Raw genomic sequence first — 23,718 nt, forward strand, 5'->3', positions numbered from 1 at the left:
TGGCCCTGCACGTCGGGCTGTAGGGATTTTATACTGCCCCGCCCATTGCCCTGTGAGAGCGGATGAGCCAGCCAGTGTGGCTCTGTCGTGAGAGTAGTTAAGCAGCTTTTGCAAAAGCCTGACTTGACACTGATCAAATTGGGTCAAAAAACGCGCCAAACGCCGCGCACAAAAAAGGGGCCGCCCCAACAGGAGCAGCCCCGGATATGTGTTTTGGCTCAGAGCGTCAGACGTCTATTCGCCGCCGCCCAGCTGATGCACATAGGCCGAAACCGCGCGGATCTGCGCCTCGGTGAGGCGGCTGTTCCAGGCTGGCATCACGCCATAGCGGGAGTTGTTCACAGTCTGGCTCAAGGCGGCATAATCCCCGCCATAGAGCCAGATTGCATCCACAAGGTTGGGCGCGCCCTGGCTGCGATCGCCAGTGCCGTCTTCCATGTGGCAGGCAGAACAATTGTCCTCAAACACCACAGCGCCTGCTGCGACCTGTGCAGGATCCTGGGCGTCACCAGACAGAGACATGACAAAGTTCACCACCTGGTCGATCTCTTCTTTCTCCAGCAGCTCATCACGGCCAAAGGCAGGCATCTCGGAGTAGCGCGCGTCGTCGCTTTCCTCGTTGCGAATGCCGTGGCTGATGGTGTGATTGATGTCTTCAACCGACCCACCCCAGAGCCAGTCATCGTCCAGCAGGTTGGGATAGCCCTTGGCCCCCGCAGCCCCGGATCCGTGGCACTGGGCGCACCAGGGTTTGAACGCGGCAGAGCCGGCCGAAACCGCATAGGGCCCCATTTCCGCATCGCCAGAGATCGCGGTCAGCTCTGCGGCCTCAAGTTTGGCATTCATCGGCGCGTTGGCTTCCTCAACGGCGGCGATCTCGGCGGCAACATCGCCGCGTGTCGACCAGCCCAAAGCCCCCGAGGTTGCCGAGCTCACCATGGGCCAGGCCGGATAGAGAATGGTATAGCCAATCCCCCAGACGATGGTGGCATAGAGAGTCCAGAGCCACCAGCGCGGCATCGGGTTGTCGAACTCTTCGATCCCATCCCAGCTGTGGCCGGTGGTGTTAGGATCGTCGTCGAACTTCTTGACGGGTTTGCTCATGTCCTCGCCTCCTTGGATGCGGCGGCTGCTGCCTCGTCCCCTTGCGGAGCCGGGGCGTCTACGTGGCGAAAGGGAATGCTGGCCGTGTCCTCGTAGGTCTTGGAGCTGCCGGGGCGAAACACCCAGACAACAACCAATGTGAAAAACGAGAACAGAAACAAGAGCATCCAGCTGTCGGCAAATTCCCGCAAAAGAGTATAGATTTCCATCTGGTGTCCTCCTTAACGGCTTGCGTCGGGGGTGAAGGTCGAGAAATCAACCAGCGTCCCCAGCATTTGCAGATAGGCGATCAGCGCGTCGGCCTCAGAGATACCGGGCTGGCCATCAAAATTGCGCACGCTGACCTTGTCGCCATAGCGTTCCAGCAAGCCGTCATAATCCCCATCGGGGTCAACCTGCACTTTGAAATCAGCCTCTGCACTCTCCAGCATCTCATCGCTGTAGGGGGTGCCCAGCATCGCATTCACCGCCATCAGATCACCGATGTATTTGCCGTCGATCCTGGCGTTTTCCAAAAAGCCATATTTGGGCATCACCGATTCCGGCACCACGGCCTGTGGGTCGCGCAGATGGTCGACGTGCCACTCATCAGAGTAGCGGCCACCAACACGGGCCAGATCCGGCCCGGTCCGTTTGGATCCCCACTGGAAGGGGTGGTCATACATCGACTCCGCCGCCAGCGAGTAGTGGCCGTAACGTTCGACCTCATCGCGCATCGGGCGGATCATCTGGCTGTGACAGGTGTAACAGCCCTCACGGATGTAGATGTCGCGACCGGCCAGCTCCAAAGGGGGGTAGGGACGCATGCCCTCCACCTCTTCGATGGTGTTTTCCAGCCAGAACAGCGGTGCGATCTGGACCAGCCCGCCAATGGAGACAACCAGAAAGCTGCAGACCAGAAGGAGGGTTGCGTTGGTCTCGAGGATTTTGTGCTTATCGAGAATTGACATATACCATCCCTCCTTATTCTGCCGGGACCACAACCGTGAGGCTCGACTCTTTCGCCGGGGCCTTACGGACTGTCATCCACCGGCTGTAACACATGATGATGGCACCGGAGAGGAACATGACCCCGCCAAGACCGCGCACGATGTTCATCGGTTTCTTCGCAGCAACGGTGTCAGCAAAGGAGTTCACCAGGAAACCATTGGCGTCGACTTCGCGCCACATCAGACCTTCCATGATCCCCGTCACCCACATTGAGGCGGCGTAGAGAATGATGCCGATGGTGGCGAGCCAGAAGTGCCAGGACACCAGGCTGAGGCTATAGAGACGTTCGCGTTTCCACAGCACCGGCACCAGAAAGTAGAGCGCGCCAAAGGTGATCATACCGTTCCAGCCAAGGGCACCAGAGTGTACGTGCCCAATGGTCCAGTCGGTGTAATGCGACAGCGAGTTCACCGCGCGGATCGACATCATCGGGCCTTCAAAGGTCGACATGCCGTAAAACCCGATCGAGATCACCATCATGCGGATCACCGGATCGGTGCGCAGCTTGTCCCAGGCACCAGACAGCGTCATCAGACCGTTGATCATGCCACCCCAGCTGGGCATCCACAAAACAATCGAGAACACCATACCAAGGGTCGAGGCCCAGTCCGGCAGCGCGGTGTAATGCAGGTGGTGCGGACCAGCCCAGATATACAGAAAGATCAGCGCCCAGAAGTGGATGATCGACAGTTTATAGCTGAACACAGGGCGTTCAGCCTGCTTTGGCACAAAGTAGTACATCATGCCCAGAAAGCCCGCCGTCAGGAAGAAGCCCACCGCGTTGTGGCCGTACCACCACTGCACCATGGCATCCTGCACACCGGACCAGACAATAACCGATTTGGAGCCCCAGATGGAGACTGGAATGGTCATGTTGTTGACCAGATGCAGCATCGCCACGGTGACGATAAAGGCCAGGCAGAACCAGTTGGCCACATAGATATGCGGCTCTTTGCGCTTGATCACGGTGCCGAGGAAGACCGCCAGATAAGCCACCCAGACAATGGTCAACCACAGGTCGACATGCCATTCGGGCTCGGCGTATTCTTTCGACTGGGTGCCGCCAAGCAGGTAGCCGGTTGCCGCCAGCACGATAAAGAGCTGGTAGCCCCAGAACACGAACCAGGCGAGATTCCCGCCCCAGAGCCGCGCCGCCGAGGTGCGCTGCACCACGTAAAACGAGGTGGCGATCAGCGCATTGCCGCCAAAGGCAAAGATCACCGCCGAGGTATGAAGAGGACGCAGGCGGCCAAAGTTGGCAAAGCCCTGCGCCCATTCAAAATTCAGCGCCGGAAATGCCAGCTGGAAAGCGATGAACGTCCCGACAAGAAACCCCACAACGCCCCAAAAGGCGGTTGCGACCACCCCGGCGCGCACAACGCTATCAAAATATTCATTTTGCAGACTGCCAGTGGCCACCTGCGCTTCGCCAGTCTGGCGCAGCGTGTAGAGAAACAGACCACCAGCCACCAGCATGACGATAATCGCATGCACCTGATAAGCCAGATCTCGCGCATAGTTGGTCGCGATCATCGCAAAAAGCGTGACCAAACCAAGCGCTATCAGCTTGATATAATTAGACATGTTACGTCCCTTCACCATGTCCCCCGCGATTCTTTTCGCCGCGTGGAACCCATATATTCTGAGCTTTAATTGCAAAACATGTGCAGTGAATGCATTGATCTGCATCAAGACAATTGCCATTGGAGTGTGACACACCTCGGATAGTACGGCTACACTAAGCAGGTCTCCTGTTGGAGATCCGGATTTCTGCCAGCATGAGGTGAGACATGACATATAAAACCATTCTGACGGTCCTGACATCAAAGGACACAGCCGAGACGCCCCTTTCGCAGGCGGTTTCCCTGACGGCGGCCTTTGACGGCCACACCGAAGCGCTGTGTCTTGGGGTCGACCGGACCCAGACCGGTTACTATTATGCTGGTGCCAATGCCATGGTTCTGCAAGAGACCATGACCCGCGCCAAGGAAGACGCCAGCGCCCTGCAGACCTATGCCAATGACTACCTGGAAAAATCAGGCATCCAGTTTTCAACGGATGCCGGCATTGCTCAGATTGCCGACATGGGACGTCACGTTGCCCGTCTCGCACGGTTTTCCGATTTGGTTGTGCTGGGTCAGCCCTATGGAGATGGCAAAGGCGTCGAGGCCGAGCCCGTAGTCGAAGCCGCTCTGTTTGAGGGGCGCACTCCGGTCCTGGTGGTTCCCGACGATGCCGCCCCTGTGGGGCAGCCAAAAACCATTCTGGTCGCCTGGAATGAAAGCATTGAGGCGATGACCTCTATTCGCAAGGCCCTGCCCTTCCTTGTTGGCGCCGATCGGGTGCGCATTGTGGTGATTGATCCGCCACAGCACGGCCCAGAGCGGTCTGATCCCGGTGGCATGCTGGCGCAAATGCTGACGCGCCATGGGGTGAAATGTGAGATCGACGTGCTGAGCAAAACCATGCCGCGGGTCTCGGACGTCCTGATCCGCCATGCAACCGATATGGATGCAGACATGATCGTGATGGGGGCCTATGGGCATTCCCGGTTCCGCGAGGCAATTCTGGGCGGTGCCACCCGCAACATGCTGGAAAAGGCCACTGTTCCGATCTTTTTGGCGCACTAGACCTGCGCTCACCAATCGCCCTGCTGGTTGTCCGCTTGGCCGCACAGCTGGCAGGTCGCCCTATTGATCGCTCACCCTGTTGGGCTGCGTAAAAGCGCGAAAATGCGCGCAGTTACTTTTAAAGAATACCGGGCTTTGCGCACAGCCTGCCTGTGCGCAGAGTTGCCTGTGCGCAGAGTTCGCCCTGCCTCTTCGCCTCGTCCCTGCGCGCAGGCCTTCGCAGGCCTCAACGGGTGTCAGCTCATAGGGCCTGGGCAAACACAGGGGTGGGCAAACACAGGGCGCAGGCTGATTGATCGTCAGCCGAGGAAGCCACCATCGCTATCGTCACCCGCTTCCTCGAGCAGACGTGCCATGTCCGGCACGGTCACCCGGCGCTTGCCTTCCAGCGTAATCACCCCGTCTTTTTTCAGGGCGGACATCTGGCGACTGACCGTCTCCAGCGTGAGGCCAAGGTAGTCCGCCATGGCTTCGCGGGTGAGTGGCAAATCAAACGTCATGGCATTCACCACCCCCTTGGGCGTCAGCGAAGCATCACGCCGCGCGACGATCGACAACAGGCTGGCGATCTTTTCTCGGGCGGTCTTACGACCCAGAACCAGCATCCACTCGCGCGCGGCATCCAACTCATCCAGCGTCATCTCTAACAGGCGATGGGCGATATGCGGGGTTCTGACCATCATATCTTCAAAGGGTTTTTTGCGGAAGCAACACATCACCAGATCAGTGGTCGCCACAACGTTATAGGCCGCCCCTTCGCGCCCCGGGCGTCCGACAAAATCGCTTGGCAACAAAAGCCCCACCATCTGGGTGCGGCCGTCCTCCATCGTCTGGGTCAGGGTTGCGATCCCGGAAACGACGGAGCCGACAAAGTTCATCACATCGCCAGACCAGATGATCGACTGCCCCGCCTCATAGCTACGATAATACTTGATGGTTTCCAGCGTTTCCAGCTCGTCTGTCTCGCAGCGTGCGCAAACGGCCCGGTGGCGGATTGGACAATCGGCGCAGCTAATCTGCGCAGGTATGGGGGCATTCATAAGCAGTCCCGTTTGATCTGAGTCAAAGTTTTGTCGCACGAATACATTCTATGGTAGTGATATGTGCCAGAAATCACAATTGGCGAAGCTCGGTTTATTCGATGCCAAAGTGCCGCGCTATACCAGCTACCCTACCGTCGCAAATTTCAACCCCACAATAGGGTCCGGGCATTTCATGTCCTGGATCAGGGCAATTCCCCCCGGCAACCAAATTTCCCTTTATCTTCATGTCCCCTTTTGTCGGAACCTGTGCTGGTTTTGCATGTGTCGCACCCAGGGCGCCCGGTCAGATGCCCCCATTGCCGCCTATATCGACGCTCTGAAGCAAGAGATCATGTCGCTGAAACTGCATCTGCCAAAAGGGGTAACCCTGTCGCGGCTGCACTGGGGAGGCGGCACTCCGACAATTTTGTCCCCCGAGATGATTCGCGAGGTGACGGCGGCGCTGGCCGATTTGGCCCCGCTGAGCCCAGGCGCTGAATTCTCCGTCGAGATCGACCCGAATGCCTTTGACCTGGCCCGCTGTGAGGCCCTGATCAGGGCCGGTATGACACATGCCTCGATTGGGGTGCAGGGAGTTGACAGCACCACGCAACAGGCGATTGGCCGAAGTCTCGATTTTGCCCGCGTCCAGACCATAGCCGAGATGTTGCGGCGCGGCGGCGTGCAATGCCTCAGCATGGATCTGTTGTATGGCCTGCCGCATCAGACGCAGGCGCAGATGAGCCAAAGCATCCAAAGCGTTCTGTCCCTCGCCCCGGACCGGCTGACGCTTTATGCCTATATCCACCTGCCAGCCCTCATCCGGCGTCAGGCAATGATCCCCTCCGAGGCCCTGCCCCGGCCAGAGGACAGGCTGGACCTGTTTGAGACAGCCCGCGCCCTCTGCCTGCAAGAGGGCTATCAGGCCATCGGTATCGACACCTTTGCCCGCCCCAACGACGGCTTGACCCAGGCCCGCAGCCTGAAACGCGGCTTTCAGGGCTATAGCAATGATCCATCGGAGGTGCTGATTGGCCTTGGAGCCTCAGCCATCTCCCGCTTCCCGCAAGGCTACGCGCAAAACGCCCCCGGCACGGCCCGCTACATCACATCCATTGGGAGCGGATCCCTCGCCACCGACCGCGGACATGCCTTTCAGGGTGAGGACCGGTTGCGCGGGCGCATGATCGAAGCCCTCCTGTGCACGTTCAAAATCCCACGCCATGAAATCATGCAGAGGTTTCCAGATCAGGAGGCGCGGTTCAACGCGCTTGTGAGCGATGCCTGCAAGGCTTTTCCCGAAATACTGGCCCTCACCGAAGAGGGCGCCGTCCTGCCAGAGCCCGCCCGTGCGCTTGCGCGGGTGATCGCCCGTCATTTTGATGCATATGTCGTGAGTTGATGCCTATGTCGCCGGGCCTGCCTGTGTTGCCGGGCCTGCGGGCGGCACCGCAGTTTAGGGAGTGCGATTTATGGCGGCCACCGCGCCGCGTCAGCGGCGCCGGGCCCAACTGTGTGCCATTTTGCCCCTGGGCAAATTGCAAAACAGGCGGGAGCGCCCCCTCTGCGCAAACCTTACTGTGCAAACAGCCCAGCGCGCCCCCAAAATGCCCCAAACATCAGTCGCCCGGGGGTTTTTATGTCCTAACGGGCCGCTGCCAGCAGCTGGCCGGTATAGTCTTCTTTGGGATGCTCAAACAGCTCTTCCGAGACACCAGCCTCAACAATATCGCCCTGCTTCATCACCACCACCTGATGCGACATGGCGCGCACCACGTTGAGGTCATGCGAAATAAACAAATAGGCCAGCCCATAGCGTTTTTGCAAATCGCGCAGCAGCTCCACAATCTGCACCTGCACGGTCATGTCCAGCGCCGAGGTTGGCTCATCCAGAACCACCAGTTTCGGCCGCAGCACCATGGCACGGGCGATGGCGATCCGCTGGCGTTGCCCGCCGGAAAACTCATGCGGGTAGCGGTCCATGGTGGCCGGATCCAGCCCGACCTCCTGCATCACCTCGGTCACCAGCTCACGCGGCGCGCGGTGCTGGTCGACGTTGTGAATGGCCAGCCCCTCTGCAATGATCTGGGCGCAGGTCATCCGCGGGCTGAGCGAGCCAAAGGGGTCCTGAAACACGATCTGCATATCCTTGCGCAGGCTGCGCAGCTCCTTTGTCGACCATTGCCGCAGATCATCGCCGCAAAAGCGCACTTCGCCCTCAGAGGCAATCAGCCGCATGATCGCCAGCGCCATCGTGGTCTTGCCCGATCCCGACTCGCCCACAATGCCCAGCGTCTCACCGGTGCGCACCGAAATCGAGGTGGGATTCACCGCCTTCACATAGCCCACGGTGCGTTTCAGCAGGCCTTTCTGGATCGGAAACCAGACTTTCAGATCCTGGGTGCGGATCATCTCGGCCGCGTCTGGTGCCACCGGTTCGGGCTGCCCCGAGGGTTCCGCCGCCAAAAGCTTTTGCGTGTAGGGGTGCTGCGGGTTGTCAAAAACCGCCGCCGCCGGACCTTCCTCGACAATCTCGCCGCCCTTCATCACGCAGACCCGGTCGGCAATGCGGCGCACCACGTTCAGGTCATGGGTGATAAACAACAGCCCCATGCCCTCGCTCTTTTTCAGCTCGGCCAGCAGGTCCAGGATCTGCGCCTGAATGGTCACATCCAGCGCCGTGGTCGGCTCATCCGCGATCAGCACTTCGGGCTTGTTGGCCAGCGCCATGGCGATCATCACCCGTTGGCGTTGACCACCAGAGAGCTCGTGCGGATAGGCGCCAAGGCGGCTTTCGGCATCGCGAATGCCGACCTTTTGCATCAGCTCAAGGATCCGCGCCCGCGCCGCAGCCCCCACCAGCCCCTGATGCAGCGCCAGCGATTCCGCCAGCTGTTTCTCGATGGTGTGCAGCGGTTGAGCGAGGTCATCGGCTCTTGAAAGATAAAGCTGATGTCGTTGCCGCGCACCTGCATCAGGTGCTTTTCATCGGCGCCTACCATCTCAACTCCGTCATAGGTGACAGAGCCCTCGACGATGTCGCTGTCGCCCAGCAGCGAGACGGTTGACAGGGCTGAGACGGATTTTCCCGAGCCAGACTCGCCCACCAGCGCCACGGTTTCGCCGCGCCCCACAGAGAAGGACACGCCTTTGACAGCCTGGGTGATCTTGCCATCCTGCCGGAAAGACACAGACAGATTGCGGACCTCAAGTACGGCGCTCATGAAAAGGTCTTTCTTGGATCAAACGCGTCGCGGATGCCTTCAAAGATAAAGATCAGCAGCGACAACATCAGGGCAAAGGTGAAAAAGGCGGTGAAGGCCAGCCAGGGGGCCTCAAGGTTTTGTTTTGCCTGCAGCGTCAGCTCGCCCAGCGAGGGCGCCGAGGAGGGCAGACCAAAGCCAAGGAAATCAAGTCCTGCGAGGGCGCTGATGGTGCCGGTGACAATAAAGGGCAGCATGGTCAGGGTCGCCACCATGGCATTGGGCAGCATATGGCGCAGCATGATGGTCATATTGCCCACCCCCAGCGCTTTGGCGGCGCGGACATATTCCAGATTGCGGGCGCGCAGGAATTCGGCGCGCACCACCCCCACCAGCGAGGTCCAGCCAAACAGGATCATCAGCCCCACCAACAGCCAGAAACTGCGGCCCAGAATGGCAAACATGATGATGATGACATAGAGCGTCGGGGTCGAGCTCCAGACCTCGATAAAACGCTGAAACACCAGATCAATCCAGCCGCCAAAATAGCCCTGCACCGCCCCGGCCAGAATGCCCAGCACCGTCGCCGCACCGGTCACAATAAGGGTAAAGACGATCGAGAGGCGAAAGCCATGAATGACCCGCGCCAGCACATCGCGTTTGGTGTCATCGGTGCCAAGCAGGTTCTGCCCATTGGGCGGCAGAGGTGCAGCACCCGGACGGTCCACCGTGGTGTTGAACGAATAGGGGATCAGCGGCCACAGGCTCCAGCCCTTGTAGAACGCCCCATCCGCGTAGCTGCCTGCCTTGATCTGCGCCAGAATCTCTTCTGGCTCATCAAAGCAGTCTTCAATGCCGCCAGAGCGGATCAGGCATTCCACCTCCGGGTCGCGGTAGATCGCCTCGGTCTTGAAATCGCCGCCAAAGGTGGTTTCCGGGTAGAACTTGAAAATCGGCGCGTAGATCTCGCCGCGATAGCTCACCAGGATGGGTTTGTCATTGGCCAGAAATTCGGCAAACAGCGACAGGCCAAACAGCACCGCAAAGATCCACATGGACCAATAGGCCCGTTTGTTGCGGCGAAAGGTATTCCAGCGGCGCTGGTTCAGGGGTGACAATTTAAAAAGCGACAGTTTTGAACGCGACGATGCCATTGCTTCAGCCCTCCCGCTTGTCAAAGTCGATGCGCGGATCGACCAGCACATACATGATGTCTGACACGATCCCGACCACCAGGCTCATCAGGCCAAAGATGAACAGGGTGCCAAAGATCACCGGGTAGTCCCGCGCCACGGCGGCCTCAAATCCCAGACGGCCCAGACCATCCAGCGAGAAAATCGTCTCGATAATCAGGCTGCCAGAGAAAAACACGCCAATGAACACCGCAGGAAAGCCGGCAATCACGATCAGCATGGCATTGCGGAACACATGCCCATAGAGCACCTGACGTTCGCCCAGCCCCTTGGCCCGCGCGGTGATGACATATTGCTTTTTGATCTCATCCAGAAACGAGTTCTTGGTTAGCAGCGTCAGCGTCGCAAAGGCGCCAATGGTCGAGGCAATCACCGGCAGCGCAATGTGCCAGGCATAGTCCGCTGCCTTGCCCAACAGGCTCAGGCTTTCCCAGTTGTCAGAGGTCAGGCCACGCAGCGGAAACAAGCTGCCAATAAGAGCCACCGGCAAAGAGCACCAACAGCATAATGGCAAACAGAAAGCCGGGGATGGCGTAGGCGGCGATAATCACGCCACTGGTCCAGGTGTCAAAGCGGGTGCCATCGCGCAGCGCCTTGCGAATGCCCAGCGGGATCGAGATGATATAGGCGATCAGGGTCGACCACAGGCCTAGCGAGATCGAAACCGGCATCTTTTCCAGCACCAGCTCGGTCACGTCGATCTTGCGAAAATAGCTCTCGCCAAAATCAAAGTGCAAATAATTCCACAGCATCAGCCCGAACCGTTCAAGCGGCGGCCGATCAAGGCCAAACTGCTCTTTCAGCTCTTCGATCAGCTCTGGCGGCAGGCCCTGACGACCCGCATAGCTGTCATTGGCCTCAATGGCGCTGGCACCACCGGCATCTCCGCCGCCGCCGGCAAAGCCCTCAAACACATCACCGCTGCCCTGCAGCTGCGCGATCACCTGCTCAACCGGGCCACCGGGCACGAATTGCACCAGGGCAAAATTCACCACCATGATGCCAAACAGGGTTGGGATCACCAGCATAAGCCGTCGAAGAATATAGGCTGCCATGTCGCGCCCTTACCGCAACGCGCCCGAGGCTGAATTCAGCCTCGCGGTCTGCATCAATCCACCACAGGTCCAGCAGGCCAGTGTCATAGGGTGGCAGATTTTCCGGGTAGGCATATTGCTTCCAATAGGCGATCCAGCTGACGTCCAGATACCAGGACGGCACCATGAACCGTTTCGCCCGCAGCACCCGATCCAGAGCCCGGGCACTGGAATAGAGCACCTCCTGGGTTTTGGCATCCACGATATCATCAATCAGCGCATCCACTGCCGGATCGGCCAGACCTGCCGGATTGAACACCGAATACGCGTGCGCCTCGGCCCCATACTGCTGATACAGCCCGGTCGAAGGTTCCAGCGAGGTCCGGTAGGCAAAGGAGACCATGTCAAAATCCTTTTCCCGGCGTCGGCTGGTGTATTGCGCGTAGTCCACCCGGTTCATCACCGCATCAATGCCCATGGCGCGCAGGTTTGACACATAGGGGCCAACAATGCGTTCCAGCGTTGGGCTGTCGAGCAGGAATTCGATCTTCAGCACCTCGCCCGCTGCGTTCTGGCGCATGCCATCGCCGTTCACCTCCCAGCCGGCCGCATCCAGCAGTTTCATGGCGCGGCGCAGGTTGCGACGGTCATTGGGGCGTTTGGGCTTTGAGGTATGGGCCATCACGGGCTCGGAAGTCAGGAGTGCGGGATCAATCTGATCACCCAGCGCGGCTAAAACTTCCAGTTCACGGCCCTGCGGCAGGCCTTTGGCTTCCAGATCGCTGTCTTGCCAAAATGAACTGAGATGACGGAACAACCCATATTGCAGGCTCTCATTGGTCCATTCAAAATTGAAGGCAAGCTGCACCGCCTCGCGGACCCGGATATCCTGAAATTTGGGCCGCAGCAGGTTCATCACAAACCCATTGGCGGCAGGCACATTGCCGTCCGCGATCTCGTCCTTGATCACATCGCCATTGGCAACTGCGTCAAATTCATAAGAGGTTGCCCAGCTTTTAGAGTTGTTTTCAGGTCGCAAAGTGTAGACGCCCGCCTTGAACCCCTCCATCGCGGCAATGGCATCGCCAAAATATTCCACCCGGATAGCATCATAGTTGTGGCGGCCAATATTGACGTTCAGATCATGCGCCCAATAGTCGGGATTACGGCGATAGGTAATGCGCTGGTTGACCTCTGCCTTGTCCAAAATGTAGGGACCGGACCCTATGCCGGGGTCCAGTCGCGGCTCATCCAAACGGCGGTTTTCGGGGTCAGCGTCGAACCAGGCTTTGGAGAATACCGGCGTGCCGCCCACCTGTGTAATCATCGCGCGGCGGGGGAATCGGGAGAGAAGTGAAACTTCACCTGATGCGGCCCCCGCGCTTCGGCTTTGGGGATGCGCTTGCGTACGGCCTCGGCATAGGATTGCAGCCCCTGATCCAGCAGGATGTTATGCGAGAACACCACATCCTCAGCGGTGACCGAGCTGCCATCCGAAAACCGCGCCTCCGGGCGCAGGTTAAAGATAACCCAGTCCTGGCTCGCGGGGTATTCCAGGCTTTCGGCGATCAAACCGTAGTAGGAGCCAGGTTCATCATAGGATTCCACCATCAGCCCTTCGAAATGTTGCGAGGCCAGCGCACCGGCCCGCCCCTTGCGGGTAAAGGGGTTCATACTGTCAAAGGTGCCAACGGCCGAGATCGACAGCTCGCCGCCCTTGGGCGCCTCCGGGTTTACATAGTCGAAATGAGCAAAATCTTTTGGGTATTTCAGATCGCCAAATTCGGCAAAGCCGTGGCTTTTGATCAGGGCACCCTCGGCGCGCAGCGGCAGCGCAAGCATCAAGGCCAGCATAAGGCTCAGAGCGACTCCCAGAACCTGCAACAAAAGAGCCTGGCTCGCGCCCTGGTGGTCGCGCGGCAAGACCCGCGCGTCTGTGCGCGCATGGCCTTGAGATGCCCCGTTTGGCGCCCGGTGTGGCGCCCCGTTCTGATGTCGCTGTCCTGCCTGATGGGATGTCATCTGTCACAACCTCCAATACCCGGCCTTGCTCTGGTCCGGTTTTTTCCTGTCCTCCACGCTAATGGCCGCAGGTGGTAACATTCAAGTTGAGAATGCGTCATCGCGGCTCTCAACGGATCGAAACGGCGTGATAACGCCCTTTTCCAGAAACCGTCGTGGGGCCAGTGGTGGGACAGGTATCAGACAGGCGGCGCCAGCTGGCGCGAAACGCAAAAAAGGCCGCGAAACAGGTCGCGGCCCTTGGTATCTGTTCCGCTGATCCCGGGATCAGACCTGAATTAGCCGTCGAGGCTGTCAAGATAAGCGATGAGGTTCACGCGGTCTTTTTGCTTTTTAAGACCGCTGAACGACATCGAAGTGCCAGAGGCATAGGCCGAGGGTTTGGCCAGGAAGGCATCAAGCTCTTCTGCCGACCATGTGCCGCCCAGTCCGGCCAGGGCACCGGAATAGCCGAAACCATCCTCAGCGGCCTGGGTCCGGCCAACAACATCATAGAGCGAAGGACCGGTGGAGTTCACACCGTCTTCGATTTTGTGGCATGCGGCGCATTTCTTAAAGACCTTGGCACCTTTGCCAATGTCAGCAGAGGCCATCAGCTCATCAAAGCTGACTTCAGCGACCTCTTCCTGGGCGCCGCCCGCCTCTTCAACTTCAATAATATAAGATTGCTCACCGTGCGCATCTGCCGAGTAGAGCACATCCGCGGCCCAGTGGCCCAGAAGAAGCACCAGGAACGAGCCACAAAGGCCGGCAGTCGCTTTGGTTAGGGTCATCGTGTCAAACATGAATCGCGTGTCCGTTTTAGCTGTCTGGGTCGTTGTCTAAGGCTTCCACTCGTCAGTGGCAAGGTATAGACAACGCGACGAAATGCCCGTTTGTTGAAGTTTTGCAGGAAAGTCGCACCGAATGACCGGAAAAATTGCTATTCAGGGAGAGCTTGGCTCTTACAGTCATGAGGCCTGCCGCAATGCGCGCCACGACATGGACGTGCTTCCCTGCGGCACATTTGAGGACGTCATCGAGGCTGTGCGCTCGGGCGCGGCCGATCAGGCCATGCTGCCGGTAGAGAATTCGACCTATGGTCGGGTCGCCGACAGCCACCGGCTGCTGCCCCATAGCGGCTTGCACATCATCGACGAGGCCTTTGTGCGGGTTCATATCAACCTGCTTGCCGTGCCCGGCGCCAGGCTGGAAGACATTCGCGAGGCTAAATCACATCTGGTGCTGCTGCCACAATGTGGTGATTTTCTTCGCAAAAACAACATTTTGGGCCGCGTTAGCCCCGATAACGCACGGGCGGCGCGTGATGTTGCCGCAGCGGGCGACATCCATACTGCGGCGCTGGCCAGCGAGTTGGCAGCAGAGATTTATGGCCTGGAGGTTCTGGCGCGAAAGATCGAGGACCGCGGCGATAACACCACCCGATTCCTTATTATGTCACGCGAGCCCGACACCAGCCGCCGGGGCGCGCACGGCATGATCACCAGCTTTGTTTTTCAGGTTCGCAACATTCCGGCGGCGCTCTACAAAGGCATGGGCGGCTTTGCCACCAATGGCATCAACATGACCAAACTCGAGAGCTATATGGTCGACGGATCGTTCACCGCAACGCAGTTCTATGCGGATATCGAAGGCCACCCGGATGATGCAAACGTGCAACTTGCCATGGATGAGTTGGCCTATTTCACCACCAATGTGGAGATTCTGGGCGTCTACCCGGCCGACAACGGCCGCTACTAGCGCCGCCGACCGCCACCGGCCTGCGCAGGGCTGACGCACCGGAAGCATGGACTCTGGCCCAAATCGGCCCTATCGACATCTGGTCTTTTGCCAGAGTTCACTTTGCCAGAGTTCCCAATGACCGCACCAACCTATCCAAGCGCCGCGCAGTCCCATCGCCATGCTGACATAGCTGTGCATGCTGTTGGACTTTTCCTGATCCTGACGGCGGGTGGTTTTTTGGTGTTTAAGGCCAGTGCCGAGCTGGAGGTTCGGCTTGCCCTGGCTGCCGGGCTTTATGTGGCCTGCGCGCTTGTCTCAAATCTGGCCTCCTGTTGTTACCACTTCGCGCCCTGGCATGACCGGCGCAAACTGTTGCGGCGGATTGATCACGCTGCAATCTATCCCAGCATTTCGGGCACCTTCACGCCGTTTTTTGTTCAGGCCGACACTCTCTGGACCCTGACGTTGCTTTGGCTGTGCTGGGGGCTGACCGCGCTGGCTGTCTGGAACAAGATCACCCATGAAACCGTCAAATCGCGCTGGTCGACGGCCTCGTATCTGGGGCTGGGGGCGCTGGGAATGTGCGCCTTGCCAGATTTGACAAATGTCCCGGTAGCAACGCTGTGGCATCATTGTCGGCGCCGGCTGCTATGTCATCGGAACCGGGTTTTACACCCGCAAGAGCATGCCCTTCCGCTATCCTGTCTGGCACGTCTGGGTCAATCTGGGCGGGATATCTATGTATGCCGGGATTTGGATCGCCCTTTTCCAGTAGGGCCTCGTGATCTGAGCCCAACCTGCCAGCCCTGCCCGCACCACAGCAGCGCCGCGCTCTGCACCCCCCGCTTGCCCCCGGCCCCCTCCTCCTGCCTGCGCCCAGCGTCAAAAAGAGAAGTGCGCGCAGGCTCCCGGCGAGCTGTTTGCATCCGCCCCTGGCTGCTGCGCTCTCTTGAGGAAGGCCTCCTGCCTCGGGGTGAAAACTATCAGTACAAATGAACAAAATATTCACGAAAATCCAAAAGGCTAGATACACATCCTCAATTAAAACTTGATTTTTTCCGTAAATTTTCGTTCTTATTTGATAGTACACATGATCAAATCTCCACCTTCATGGCGATGAAATCCATTTTCACCATGGCTTTTGTCTCCACTATTTGAAGCAGGGCCAAAATGACCGATGGAGCGCTTTCGTTCTGGATTGATGCGTTGGAAAAGGTCTCGCGCGGCGAGGACGAGGAAGGCATTTCTTCTGCTATCGCCTCTTTTCGCAACCAGCCAGACGCCGCCGAAACCTTTGATCAGATCCGCATCATGCTGACCGCTCTGGCGCAGGGTGTCCGCGAACGTGGCCCGACGGAACGCAGCCTGAATCTCCTGATCGACACTGTCTATGACCTCTCAAGCACCCTGTCGTTGCAGGACTTGCTCGGCATGATTGTGAGCCGCGCCCGCGCCCTTGTGGGGGCCAATGTCGCATGGCTGACCATTCTGGACGAGACCTCCAAGCGGTTTCGAACCGTCACCGCCGAAGGCCATTTGTCACCAGCCATAGCAGAAATGACGTCCCACCTGGACGGGGGCGCAGTGAGCCTTGTTATGCGGAGCAAAAGCGTCTTCGACACGCAGGACTATTTGAACGACAGCCGGTTTGAGCACATGAGCGACCTTGATCAGGTGCTGTCGGATGAAAAGATCGTATCCTTGGCGGGTTTTCCGATCATTTCTGGCGGCAAAGTACAGGGGATCCTGTTTGTTGCGGATCGCTATAGCCGAAAACTTTCGGGTCGCGAAATTTCGGTTCTCGGATCCTTTGTCCTGCACACAGGTGTTGCCATGCGCAATGCCCGCGCCTTTACGATGCTTTCGGACGCGCTGGATGACGCAGAACGCACCCGCATCACCCTGACGGATCATATCCACCGCATACAAACCTCTGCCGCCACCCATGATGAGCTGACCTCCCTGCTGACCCGGGGGGCCGACCCACCCGTGCTCATGCAGCATATGGCCAACCAGATTGAGGGCGTGGTTCTCCTGACTGATCGCTCGCTTCGGGTGCTTGGCAAATACGGCTCCCCCGCCTTTAAAGGCGCGCTTGAGAGCGGCGCATTGCTGCGCGGCATTGACCACATAAATCTGACCTCTGCGGTGTCAAAATCCCGTCAGACCGGGCGCGCCGTGGTGCTGGCGAAAAAGGGCAGTGCCAGATGCCTGGCTATCGCGCTCCACGGAGGAACGGCGCAGGGCAAGAGCCTGATTGTTTTTCATCACAACACGTTAGACGCCATCGATTTGCGCAATCTTGAGCGCAGCGCCGCCCTGCTTGCTGTTGCAAAGCTGTGGACAGAAAAGCGCCACGCCGACAAATTGATCGCCTCGTCGACCTTGCTGCAACATCTGACGATGATGAATCCCCCGGATCAAACGACGCTGGATTCTGTGCGCGAAAGGCTTGGCCTGCAAGCAGACCAGTCGATCGAGATGGCGGGTGTCTGCATACCGGATGCGGTGCTGCCGCGCCAATTCAGCGCGCTGCGTGAGCGGGCTGCACAGCTCAAGCTACTGGTGGATTTCACCGATGACATCTACCTCGCAGTCGGGCCTGCTGGGACGCTTCACACCCTGGTGGGCGGGCTTGCTGGCGAGCAAAGGTTTGGCGGTATCATCTCCGAGCCCTTCCCGGACATTTCCCAGGCCGCCACGCACTATGCAAAGATCATGAAAGCCCTGCGCGTGTTGCAGCAAATGGGCCGGTTTGAACGGTTTGTGGAGCACTCAAAGGTCAATCTTTTTGCCAAACTGTTTGAGGTCGGCGATGCGGCAAGGATCGCGCGCTATGTCGGTGAAATCCTTTTGCCCATCGACAAGCGCGACCCAAAGCAAAAGACCCGGCTAAAGCAGACTTTGCTTTGTTTTTTTGAGTGCCAATACAACATTGCCCGCACCGCCACGCAGATGGGTCTTCACATCAATACGGTGCGCCAACGCCTGGAAACCCTGCGCGAGATCACCGGCGGCTGGGACGACCCGGTGGCCGCGCTGGAGCTACATATAGCGCTGCGGATGAATGACATCGTTGAGTAGCAGGCTGTTGACGAGCGGCCCGCAGATCAGTGGCCCGTAGATCAGTGAATAGCGGCATGCAAAATGCGCTCTGCGCTTGCCTGTTCGCGGGTGAATTCAGCCGCGATAGTGCCGCTTTTGGCGACCAGCACCCGATCAGAAAGATCCAAAATTTCCGGCAGGTAAGAAGAAATAAGAATGACGCCTGCGCCGCTTTCGGCAAAAGAGCGAATGATTTGGCGGATTTCAGCAATTGCCCCCACATCAACGCCGCGCGTTGGCTCATCAAAGATCACCAGCTTGGGCTTTTGCGCCAGAGATTTTGCAATAACCACCTTTTGCTGATTGCCACCCGACAGGTAGATGACCGATTGGTCCGCGCCGATCCGCCGGATCGAAAGCCGGTCTGACCAGTCGCGCGCAACCGCAGTCATCCTGGCCAGCGGTGCAACCATTTTGCCGCGACCAAACTTGGCCATCCAGCCCAAACCGATGTTTTGCGCGACGCTCATATTGTCAAACATGCCGTCCAGTTTGCGATCCTCACTGATATAGGCAATCCCGTCGCGCACCGCCTGTGCTGGCAGGGTATACTTTACCTCCCGGCCGTTCAGCCAGATGCGCCCGCCGCCAAAATTTCGCTTGGTATGGCCAACAATAACGCGGGCGATTTCACTGCGCCCGGATCCAATCAACCCGGCAATACCGGTGATCTCGCCGGGAAACACGGAAAAGGACATGTTGTTGACCATGCTGGCCATACGGATGTTTTCAACCCGCAGGATCGGAACTGCCGTGCGTTTCAGGGCTGTTGCGGGGGTGGCTTGCGGCGTCAGGTCTTCGCCAATCATATGCCGGATCAAATCCGCACGATCAAAGCGGCCTGCGGGCCCGGTTGTGATCAGGCGCCCGTTGCGCAAAACCGAGATCCGGTCGGCATAGGACAGCGCTTCTTCCAGGGCGTGTGAGATAAAGATAATCGCCACGCCCCTGTCTTGCAGCGTCTTCATCAGATCAAACAGATGTTCGGTTTCTTCAGGTGTCAAAGAGGCCGTTGGCTCATCAAAAATGATAACGCGGGCATCATTCAGCACGGCGCGGGCGATTTCGACCATTTGCCGCTTTGCCGCAGAAAGCGAGCCTGCCAGTTGCGACGGGTCAATATTGAAATTCAACCGCTGCAAAATCTGCCGCGCGGTATTGCGCACCCGGCGCACAGAGTTGAACGTGCGTTCGCGCCCCAGCATCATATTTTGCGCAACCGTCAGCTGCGGCACCAGACTGGTTTCCTGATAGACCATGGAAATGCCCAGCTGGCTGGCATCCTTTGGCGCCTTCAGGGTTGCCTCAGAGCCGTCAATAAAGACCTTGCCCAGAGAGGGTTCGATCCCGCCGGCGATCAATTTGCACAGGGTTGATTTGCCCGCGCCGTTCTCGCCCGCGAGCGCGTGAATTTCGCCGGGGTATAGCTCAAAATCGACGGCGTCCAACGCAGCGGTTCCTGCGTAGGTTTTGGTCACAGTTTCAAAGCGGATAATGGGTTGAGAGGTCATATTGCACCAAGATTTAGAATTTCGCCGCTGGCCCGGGAGACCGCAATCAAATCGCCGTTCCACTCCACAACATCGGTGATCGCGTGACGGTGGCCGTTTGCACGGCAATGGGCCGACCCGACAGGCACAAAGTTCTTGTCGGTTTCGATGATCAGCCCATAGGAAAAGGAGGGAGCCCAGGGTTTTATTTCGCCAAACAGCCGTGTCGCGCCCAGCGCCATCGGAAAGTCATGGGCGAATTCTGGTGTGGCGCGCGGCGCGATCCAGTTGCGCGGATCAATGGTTTCTTTCATCATCCGAACAAAGGATTTCTCGGTTTTGAGAAATTCAATCAGCGGGTTGCGGCGCGACAGACAGGCAATGGCATAGCCGGTTCTGGTCTCGCACAGTCTGCCCAGATAGGCCGGAAAGCCCTGCTGGCGCAACGCGCCTTCGACCTCAACAATGCAGGCCTGATCCAGTTGCGAAACACAGAGCGCTTCACCAGCGGCGACGATGCCCATCGGACAATGCAACGCCTCTGAAAGGCGCCGGGTGCTGCCATTGCGGTGAACCGCCAGCACCTGCCCGCGCCGCGCAGTGTCCCAGGGCGCATAAGAGAGCACCGGCTGATCTTCGGCGTAGCCGTGCTCCACCACCGCAAGCTCGCTTTCGGACAGGAACACAAGGTCGGCGACACCGTTCAGCTGCGGCGCGCTCCAGGGCGTCTCGCCGCCAAAGACCTGCAGCTGGCCGCCTGTAAGGACCACAGCGATTTGCCCCTCAGGGCTGGCGGTGAGGGCTGTTATATCGGCCTCAAAGCTCTGCACCCGTTCAAGCGGCGCGCCCCATGCCTCAAGGCGGTAGAGATCACGCCCGGAGGAAATCAACAGCGCATCACCTGCAACGCAGATTGTTTCGGGTGCGGTAACCGGGATGGCATCGGCCTCATCCAGACGATCATTGGGGCCAAGTGAGCCTTCCAGCGTCAGGGACGGGGGTGGCGCCATCTTTTTGCGGAAAAAAAACATCGTTCAGCTCTCCTTCCGATAACGGTTCGGGCCGGTCCAGTCCGGGTCTGCACCCGGAAGATCAAGCCGCCCGATCTTGTTGTTGTTCACGCCGCCCAGGTACAGTGCCCCCTTATGTTCCCGCATCGAGGTGATCATATAAAGCGGTCCGCTGGCCCTGTCCCAAAGCGCATCCTTGATGTCGCCGGTGCCGTTCACCTTAAGCACGCCGCCGATGTTGAGGTTGCCAAACAGCCAGTCGGTTGGCGGCACCTGCTTTGACATGCGCAAGCGAAGCGCCGGAAGCTTCATTGCGAGGTCGACCACCGGGTTGCGCATGCCGGCCAGCGCGATCCAATAGCCGCCATCTGAGGCGCGGTTGATATTGTCGGGATAGCCCGCCAGCCCGCTCATGAAAACGCGGGGGCCTGCCGCCAGATCTGCCAGATCAAAGATCAGAATTGAACAGGTCCAGGTGCTGGCGACCAAAAGATGTTTACCATCGTGGGTCAGGCACACTCCGTTTGGAAATATCAGATTGTCACAGACCGTGCGGGTTTTTTTCGTCTTGGGATCATAGCTCAGCAGCCGCCCGTTTGGCCGCCCCTCCAAAAGATCGAGCCCCCAGTTCTCCATGTCGTATCGTTTGGTCGCATCGGTAAAGTAGATGGTGCCATCCGGCGCAATATCCAGATCATCACCCATGCGAATGCTGGTATCATCCTGCACCTGAACGAGGCTGCGTTCTGTCTGATCGCTCAACAGCTCAACATCGCCGTTCAGGCCAACGCGCACCAGCCCCATGCCAGCCACACAGACGATGAGATCGCCCGCGGCATCAAACGCCAGCCCAAGCGGACGGCCGCCAATTTTGGCCAGCACCGTGATTTCGGTGAAATCCGGGGCAGCAAGGCGCATGATGCGCCCATCGCGCGTGCCACAATACAGATTGCCCCCGGCGTCGAGGATCACATCCTCCGGGCCGTCAATCTCGCCTGAGCCCAAAACCGTCGCCTCCGCCAGTTTTGGTGCAAGATCCGAGGGCATGAGGCCCGTCATGTTCTGAACAGGCGGCAGTTTTAGCGCCACGGGGTCGAGATATGTGGCCGCCAGCAGACGATGGCGGTTTTTGCGAAACCGCACATCAATGGCGAGGATCACGATAATGACACTGCCCATCACGAGCTGCACAAAATCACCCCGAAAGCCCGAGTTCACCAGCACATTGTTCATAAAATAGATCGTCGCAAAGCCCAGCAGAACCGAGACCACAGCACCGCGCCCGGGCACAAAGCCGCCCAGGCCAACCACAAGCGCTGTCAGGGCAAAGAACTCCAGCCCGATCCCGGTATCTGCGGCGATACTGTTTTGCCGCGCCGCATAGATAAAGCCGGCAAGGCCAACAATCGCCCCCGCCAGAACATAGGCCGAAAAGATCGTTTTCTTGACGCCAATCCCGCCATTGCGCGCCGCCTTGCGATTGCCGCCGACCGCCAGAATATGCCAGCCAAACCGGGATTGCCGAAACATGAAAAATGTCAGCAATGCCACACAGGCCAGCACCCAAAACACCACCGGCAATGTCATGAATTGCGCAAACCCAACCCAATCCCACAGATCATCGGAGCGGGCGCTCAATGAAATTTCCACCAGTTTGGCCTGCGACGCCAGGGTAAACAAACCGCGCACCGTGATCATTGTGCCAAGGGTCGTGAGCAATGCGCCACAGCCCATGAACCCGGCCAGAACGCCATTCACGACACCAACCGCCGCACCGCTTGCCACGCTCATCACAAGCACAAGCAGGACCGGTAATTCCAGAATGTGAAACCCATACAGCGCGACAAAGGCGGACATGGCCAGACTTGATCCCACCGATAAATCCAGCCCGCCCACAGCCACGACAATCAGCAGCGCCAGGATCACCAATCCGGTATCGGCGCCATAAAGCGCCAGAATACGCATGTTAGAGCCTGAAAAATACGAGTCGGTGGTCAGCGCAATGGTGATCACGACGGCGAGGAACCCCAAAAGAGGGATGGCACTTTCCACCCAGCCTTTGGAAAGAATATCGGAAAAGATCCGACGTGGAGACAGGACCAGACGCGGCACCTTGTACCGCGTTAAGCTGTTAAACTTAATTGAATTATTCACGTTGTTTCCATCAGTCGGACGCATGGGAAAAGGTGCGGGGCCCGCCATTGGGGCCCCGCCTGTGCCTTAGAGCTTGAAGCACAGATCGGGCCGGTAGCCCTCACCGGCCTTGATAACTTTGAGAGGCGACTCAACAGAAATCATCGAGCCATCAGCTGAGGTGACCCCCTGCAACAGCAAGTCGATCATCGTGGCCGCATCACGGCCCTGTCCGTCTGCGTCATAGCTCCATTCGCGATCCAGAATGCCGTCTTCGATGGCTTTGCACGCATCCGCATCGCCACCGCCGGTGGCATAGACCAAAACGCTGTCTTGCTTGCCTGCATCTTTGACAGCGGCGCCCGCGCCCATGGTGTGAACATCCCAATGGCCAAAGATGGCGCAGAGATCAGGGTTTTGTTGCAGCACTGTCGCGGTGATCTGACGGGCTTTTTCCGGCTCCCAGTCGGAGGCCTGATTGGACACAACTTCAATTTCAGGGTGTTCGGCAAAGACCTTGAAAGAGGCTTCGTTCATCAAAACACTGTCCGCCGCCGTGAGCTGGCCCGGAATGATCGCGACCTTGCCGGATTTCCCACTGCCCGCGCCGCATTCTTTGACGATATCCTGGGCGACTTCGGTCCCGATGCGGGTCCAGTTGGCACCGGTAAATGCAGAGGACTGCTGGTTGGATTGCAGTTTCAGCTGCAAAACTTTGATGCCTGCGGCTTCGGCCTGCTTGATCTGCCGCGCGAGCAGCTGAACAGTTGGGTTATGGACAACCAGAACGTCCGGGCGCTGCGCAATTGCCGCCGCAAGAAGTTCCGACATCACGCCGGTATTCAGCGCCGCATCTTTGATCTCAACGGTATATCCGCCGATTTCTGCGTGTTCTTTCATCCGCTTGGCCCAGGCCTCAGTCAGCGAGATACCCATGGTGATCGGAACAAAGATAACGCTCTTTCCCGCCATTTTGCTTTCGGCATGTGCCAGAGAGCCTGTCGCCAGAATTGCGCTTGCTGCCAGACCCAAAAGCCTTGTTTTGGTTGTTGTTTTCATA

16 protein-coding genes and 3 pseudogenes are annotated in these 23,718 nt (G+C 58.4%); 5 read left to right on the forward strand and 14 right to left on the reverse strand.

What is annotated here, in order from left to right; all coding sequences use genetic code 11:
- Positions 1–234 precede the first annotated feature (234 nt).
- Genes ccoP through ccoN form a run of 4 tightly spaced genes read right to left on the reverse strand, consistent with a single transcriptional unit; the run spans position 235 to position 3,678 of the window.
- Complete coding sequence (gene ccoP, locus B4968_RS16890; RefSeq protein WP_083100594.1) at positions 235–1,104, reverse strand: cytochrome-c oxidase, cbb3-type subunit III; 870 nt, start codon at positions 1,102–1,104, stop codon at positions 235–237.
- Entirely contained in the window at positions 1,101–1,313 is a 213-nt protein-coding gene (locus B4968_RS16895; RefSeq protein WP_083100595.1) for a cbb3-type cytochrome c oxidase subunit 3, read from the reverse strand. The genes ccoP and B4968_RS16895 overlap by 4 nt, the downstream gene beginning before the upstream one ends.
- 12 nt (positions 1,314–1,325) lie before the next feature.
- Positions 1,326–2,054 carry a cytochrome-c oxidase, cbb3-type subunit II gene (ccoO, locus tag B4968_RS16900; RefSeq protein ID WP_083100596.1) on the reverse strand — a complete coding sequence of 243 codons (729 nt, stop codon included), beginning with the start codon at positions 2,052–2,054 and terminating at the stop codon, positions 1,326–1,328.
- Between the two features lie 13 nt (positions 2,055–2,067).
- Positions 2,068–3,678, reverse strand: a complete 1,611-nt coding sequence (gene ccoN, locus B4968_RS16905; RefSeq protein WP_083100626.1) for a cytochrome-c oxidase, cbb3-type subunit I — start codon at positions 3,676–3,678, stop codon at positions 2,068–2,070.
- Between the two features lie 206 nt (positions 3,679–3,884).
- Between ccoN and B4968_RS16910 the strand changes: the two genes are divergently transcribed.
- Positions 3,885–4,724, forward strand: coding sequence for a universal stress protein (locus tag B4968_RS16910; RefSeq protein ID WP_083100597.1), 840 nt, complete (start codon positions 3,885–3,887; stop codon positions 4,722–4,724).
- 299 nt (positions 4,725–5,023) lie between these two features.
- Here B4968_RS16910 and fnrL read toward each other — a convergent pair whose 3' ends face one another.
- A complete protein-coding gene (fnrL, locus tag B4968_RS16915; protein ID WP_083100598.1) occupies positions 5,024–5,764 on the reverse strand; it encodes a transcriptional regulator FnrL in 741 nt (246 codons plus the stop codon).
- 61 nt (positions 5,765–5,825) lie between these two features.
- Between fnrL and B4968_RS16920 the strand changes: the two genes are divergently transcribed.
- Positions 5,826–7,148 (forward strand): radical SAM protein, encoded by a 1,323-nt coding sequence (locus tag B4968_RS16920; RefSeq protein WP_083100599.1) that lies wholly within the window; start codon positions 5,826–5,828, stop codon positions 7,146–7,148.
- Between the two features lie 242 nt (positions 7,149–7,390).
- Here B4968_RS16920 and B4968_RS16925 read toward each other — a convergent pair.
- From B4968_RS16925 to B4968_RS16945, 5 genes and pseudogenes are all read right to left on the reverse strand, one after another.
- Positions 7,391–8,970, reverse strand: a pseudogene (locus B4968_RS16925) (ABC transporter ATP-binding protein).
- On the reverse strand, positions 8,967–10,103 hold the full coding sequence (locus tag B4968_RS16930) for an ABC transporter permease (RefSeq protein ID WP_083100600.1): 1,137 nt from the start codon (positions 10,101–10,103) through the stop codon (positions 8,967–8,969). The pseudogene B4968_RS16925 and the gene B4968_RS16930 overlap by 4 nt, the downstream one beginning before the upstream one ends.
- Positions 10,104–10,107: 4 nt before the next feature.
- A pseudogene (locus B4968_RS16935) lies at positions 10,108–11,197 on the reverse strand (microcin C ABC transporter permease YejB).
- A gap of 9 nt (positions 11,198–11,206) precedes the next feature.
- A pseudogene (locus tag B4968_RS26235) lies at positions 11,207–13,198 on the reverse strand (extracellular solute-binding protein).
- Between the two features lie 278 nt (positions 13,199–13,476).
- Positions 13,477–13,983 (reverse strand): c-type cytochrome, encoded by a 507-nt coding sequence (locus B4968_RS16945; protein WP_083100601.1) that lies wholly within the window; start codon positions 13,981–13,983, stop codon positions 13,477–13,479.
- A 121-nt stretch (positions 13,984–14,104) separates the two neighbouring features.
- Between B4968_RS16945 and B4968_RS16950 the strand changes: the two genes are divergently transcribed.
- The 3 genes from B4968_RS16950 (at position 14,105) to B4968_RS16960 (ending at position 18,004) form a co-directional block, all read left to right on the forward strand.
- Entirely contained in the window at positions 14,105–14,938 is an 834-nt protein-coding gene (locus tag B4968_RS16950) for a prephenate dehydratase (protein WP_083100602.1), read from the forward strand.
- Positions 14,939–15,055: 117 nt separating this feature from the next.
- Positions 15,056–15,916, forward strand: a complete 861-nt coding sequence (trhA, locus tag B4968_RS16955; protein ID WP_338153298.1) for a PAQR family membrane homeostasis protein TrhA — start codon at positions 15,056–15,058, stop codon at positions 15,914–15,916.
- 174 nt (positions 15,917–16,090) lie between these two features.
- Positions 16,091–18,004, forward strand: a complete 1,914-nt coding sequence (locus tag B4968_RS16960) for a helix-turn-helix domain-containing protein (RefSeq protein ID WP_083100603.1) — start codon at positions 16,091–16,093, stop codon at positions 18,002–18,004.
- Between the two features lie 41 nt (positions 18,005–18,045).
- On the opposite strand, the gene B4968_RS16965 is transcribed toward B4968_RS16960, so the two are convergent.
- From B4968_RS16965 to B4968_RS16980, 4 genes are all read right to left on the reverse strand, one after another.
- The gene (locus B4968_RS16965; protein WP_083100604.1) at positions 18,046–19,536 is read right to left on the reverse strand and encodes a sugar ABC transporter ATP-binding protein; all 1,491 of its coding nucleotides are present in this window, start codon (positions 19,534–19,536) and stop codon (positions 18,046–18,048) included.
- Positions 19,533–20,546, reverse strand: coding sequence for a hypothetical protein (locus tag B4968_RS16970; RefSeq protein ID WP_083100605.1), 1,014 nt, complete (start codon positions 20,544–20,546; stop codon positions 19,533–19,535). The genes B4968_RS16965 and B4968_RS16970 overlap by 4 nt, the downstream gene beginning before the upstream one ends.
- 3 nt (positions 20,547–20,549) lie before the next feature.
- Positions 20,550–22,679, reverse strand: a complete 2,130-nt coding sequence (locus B4968_RS16975; RefSeq protein ID WP_161492603.1) for an ABC transporter permease — start codon at positions 22,677–22,679, stop codon at positions 20,550–20,552.
- Positions 22,680–22,745: 66 nt separating this feature from the next.
- Positions 22,746–23,717, reverse strand: coding sequence for a sugar ABC transporter substrate-binding protein (locus B4968_RS16980; protein ID WP_083100607.1), 972 nt, complete (start codon positions 23,715–23,717; stop codon positions 22,746–22,748).
- Position 23,718 lies beyond the last annotated feature (1 nt).

The sequence above is a fragment of the Pseudophaeobacter leonis genome (genome assembly GCF_002087335.1).
In the GTDB taxonomy this organism is placed as follows: domain Bacteria; phylum Pseudomonadota; class Alphaproteobacteria; order Rhodobacterales; family Rhodobacteraceae; genus Pseudophaeobacter; species Pseudophaeobacter leonis.